The organism is Streptomyces sp. NPDC059456 (genome assembly GCF_042750055.1).
Classification (GTDB): Bacteria; Actinomycetota; Actinomycetes; order Streptomycetales; family Streptomycetaceae; genus Streptomyces.
Genome location: NZ_JBHYVA010000440.1, coordinates 3,969 through 7,284, shown reverse-complemented (window position 1 = coordinate 7,284; position 3,316 = coordinate 3,969). Strand labels below are relative to the sequence as shown.

Below are 3,316 nucleotides of genomic sequence, written 5' to 3'. Positions count from 1 at the left end.
GTGTGGGAGAGGAGCTCCTCGAAGTGCTCCTTGCCCGCGGCCGTCAACCGGTAGACGATCTTGGCGCGCCGCCCTGCGAGTGAAGCGGCGATCGCGTCTTCCGGGGCGTTGCCCGGCCGCGCGGTCGGCGATGCGCAGCACGCGGCCCGCCTCGCCCGCCGGGATCTTGGTGTGGACCTCGACTGGTCCGGACGCGACGGGGATGGGCGCCTCGCCGGGCTTGCCGGGGACGATCGTGGCACGGGCGACCTGGCGGTCCACCCGCCACAGGGCGCTGCCGTCGAGCTGGCTGAGGCGGCTGAGGCCGGGGGTGGCGTCGAGGACCTTGCGCATCTGCTGGGGGGCCTGGTCGCGGACCAGGATGTAGCGGATGGCGAACCCGCTGAGCTGGTCGGTCTGGTCGGCGCCGGAGCCGGCGACGAGGCTGGAGACGACCTTGTCGAGCTGGCGGCTGCTGCCGGCCTCGGCGGCGATCTCGGCGTCGCCGAGGCGGCCGCCGGAGCCGCGGACGAGGGTGTAGGAGACGGTGGCGGGGGAGGTGCCGCCGAGGACGAGGGTGCGGGCCTGGTCGCGGGTGCCGCTCTCTTCGGCGACGAAGGCGGGGACCTGGACCGGGTCGCGGCGTTCCAGCGGGCCGTCGGCGCCGCTGATCATCCAGCCGGCCGCGCCGAGCAGCGGCCCGGCGGCCGCGGCGAGCGCGATCAGCGCGGCGAGCGGCTGGCGCCAGCCGAAGCTGCTGGCGGCGACCCGCTCCCTGGCCCCGTCGGCGCCGACGACGGCGGCGGCGAGCAGGGCCAGTCCGTAGACGAGCGTGGCGGGGCCGGCCCAGCCGGTGCGGTTGACGACGACGGCGAACAGCAGCGCGGTGAGGGCGCAGGCCCAGGCGGTGCGGACGGCGAACTGCCGCTCGGCGCGCAGCAGGGCGGCCAGGGCGGCGAGGACGATGCCGACGAGCAGCAGGCCGCCGGCGGTGCGGGGGCCGCCGGGGCTGATGCCGAGCAGGTCCAGGGCGGTGGCGGAGCCGGCCCCGTACGGCAGTCCGGCTTCGTCGAGGACCCGGCCGGGGTGGGTGAGCAGGCTCAGCGACCAGGGGGCGAGCACGAGGAGCGGGACGGCGAGGGTGGCGAGCAGCCGCGGGGCGTACGCCTTCCACTCGGCGCGGCGCAGTACGAGGGCGGCGGTCCCGAGGACGGCGCCGAGCGGCCAGACGACGGGGGTGAAGGCGGCGGCCAGGGTGATCAGGAGGGTGTACGTCCACACCGGGCGCCAGCCGGCCCGGTCGCCGTCGGCCGCGCCGAACCCGAAGGCGGCGACGGCGGAGCGGGCGATGAGCGGGAGCAGGGCGGCGAGGACGGCGGTGCCGAGGCGGCCGCCGGCGAGGGCGCCGGTGACGGCGGGCAGGAAGGCGTAGGCGACGGCGGCCCAGGCGCGCAGCAGCCGGGATTCGACGAGCGGCCGGGAGGCGAAGTAGGCGGTGAGTCCGGCGAGCGGGACCGAGCAGACGAGCAGCAGGGTCAGGGCGGCGCCGGTGGAGCCGAGCAGGAGGGTGGAGAAGGCGCCGAGGACGGCGAGGTAGGGGGGTGCCCCGGCGGTGGAGCCGGCGGCGACGGGCTGCCAGTCGTCGGTGTAGCCGCGCCAGAGGGCGAGTCCGCTGTCGGGGGCGGGCAGCAGGGCGCCGCCCATCAGGGAGCCGCCGCCGAGCAGGGCGCGGCAGGCGATGACGGAGACGAGCAGGAGGAGGGCGAAGAGGACGGGCGCGGGGTTGCGGGCGATCCGCTTCAGGCGCGCGAACTGTTCGATCTCCAGGTAGTCGGCGTCGTCGCCGCCGGGGCCGGATTCGACGGCTCCGCCGTGCCGTCCGACGGGGGCCGTGTCGGTGACGCGGTCGGTGCCGAAGTACCCGGCGAGCTGTTCGGCGTTGGCCCGCAGGCTCGCGCCGGGCGGCGGGAAGAGGGGGCGCAGTTCCTTGGCGGGGACGGCGGGGCGGCCGCGTCTGCGGCGCGCGCCGAGGATCCGGCCGGGGCGCAGCAGGGTGGCGAGGAGGCCGGTGATCTCGTCGACGGCCTGGCCGGGGGCCTTGCCGACGAGGTAGGCGAGGGTGCGGAGCACGGTGCCGACGAGCAGGCGCAGCAGGACGTACGGCAGGGCGCGGCCGGAGCTGTTGACGAGGACCGTGTAGACGGCGCCGGCCTTGTCGACGCGGTGGGGGCTGGCGCTGGTGCGTCCGGCGCAGTCGACGGTGCGGCGCTCGCGGGCGGAGGCCTCGGCGTGGCGCAGGACGGCGTCGGGGGCGACGAGGACGGTGTGGCCGGCGTTCTGGGCGCGCCAGCAGAGGTCGACGTCGTCGCGCATGAGGGGCAGGCGGCGGTCGAAGCCGCCGAGGGCGTCGTACACGTCGCGGCGTACGAGCATGCCGGCGGTGGAGACGGACAGGACGGGGCGGACCTGGTCGTGCTGGCCCTGGTCCTGTTCGCGGCGGTCGAGGCCGGTCCAGCGGCGGCCGCTGCGGGCGATGGTGACGCCGGCTTCGAGGAGCTGCTTCTTGTCGTACCAGCCGCGGAGTTTGGGGCCGATGACGGCGGCGTCGGGGTTCTCCTCGGCGACGCGCAGCAGTTCGGTGAGGGCGTCGGGCTCGGGGGCGCAGTCGTCGTGGAGCAGCCAGAGCCATTGGACGGGTTCGCCGTGGGGGAGTTCGGGGAGGTCGTAGGCGTCGTCGCGCCACGTGCGGCTGACGGGGTCCCAGCCGCTGGGGCGCTTGAGGTACGGGAGGTCCTCGGGGCTCGGGGTCCCGGCGGAGCGGGCGGCTTCGTCGACGGCGGTGCCGAAGCCGGTGCGGCGGGCGAGGTGGAGGACGCGGTCCTCGCCGAACGCCTCGCCGAGCAGGCGGGCGGAGTCGTCGCTGCTGCCGGTGTCGGCGGCGATGTGGCTCTGGGCGGGGCGTTCCTGGCCGAGGAGGCCGGCGAGCGTCTTGGGCAGCCAGCGGGCGCCGTCGTGGGCGACGAGGACCGCGGTGACGACGTGCCGGGGGAACTCGGGTGTGGCGGCAGCCTGGTGGGAGGCCGTCGACTGGCTGTGCAGGGACATCGCTCTACTGGCCCTCCGGCCTGGGGTTCCCCCCGGACGCGCGGTCCGGGGAGTGGATCCGGGGGTGGTGTGCTCCCGGAGGCTGCTGGACAGCGCCCCACACTAACGGCTGGAAACACAGCGGTCCGCCTCCTGCGGGGAAGGTGCAGGAGGGGGGACGCGTGGGAGTGGAGAGGGTTGGTGGGAGGGAGCAAAACACAGAAATTTTATTGCAGAGGGGCGCGCGCCCCGA

The 3,316-nt window shown here is 75.9% G+C and carries 1 protein-coding gene; it reads right to left on the bottom strand.

What is annotated here, in order from left to right; all coding sequences use genetic code 11:
• A partial coding sequence (locus tag ACFXA3_RS29590; protein ID WP_385191618.1) for a glycosyltransferase family 2 protein occupies window positions 1-3,084 on the bottom strand: 3,084 nt, incomplete at its 3' end.
• Between the last annotated feature and the right edge of the window lie 232 nt (window positions 3,085-3,316).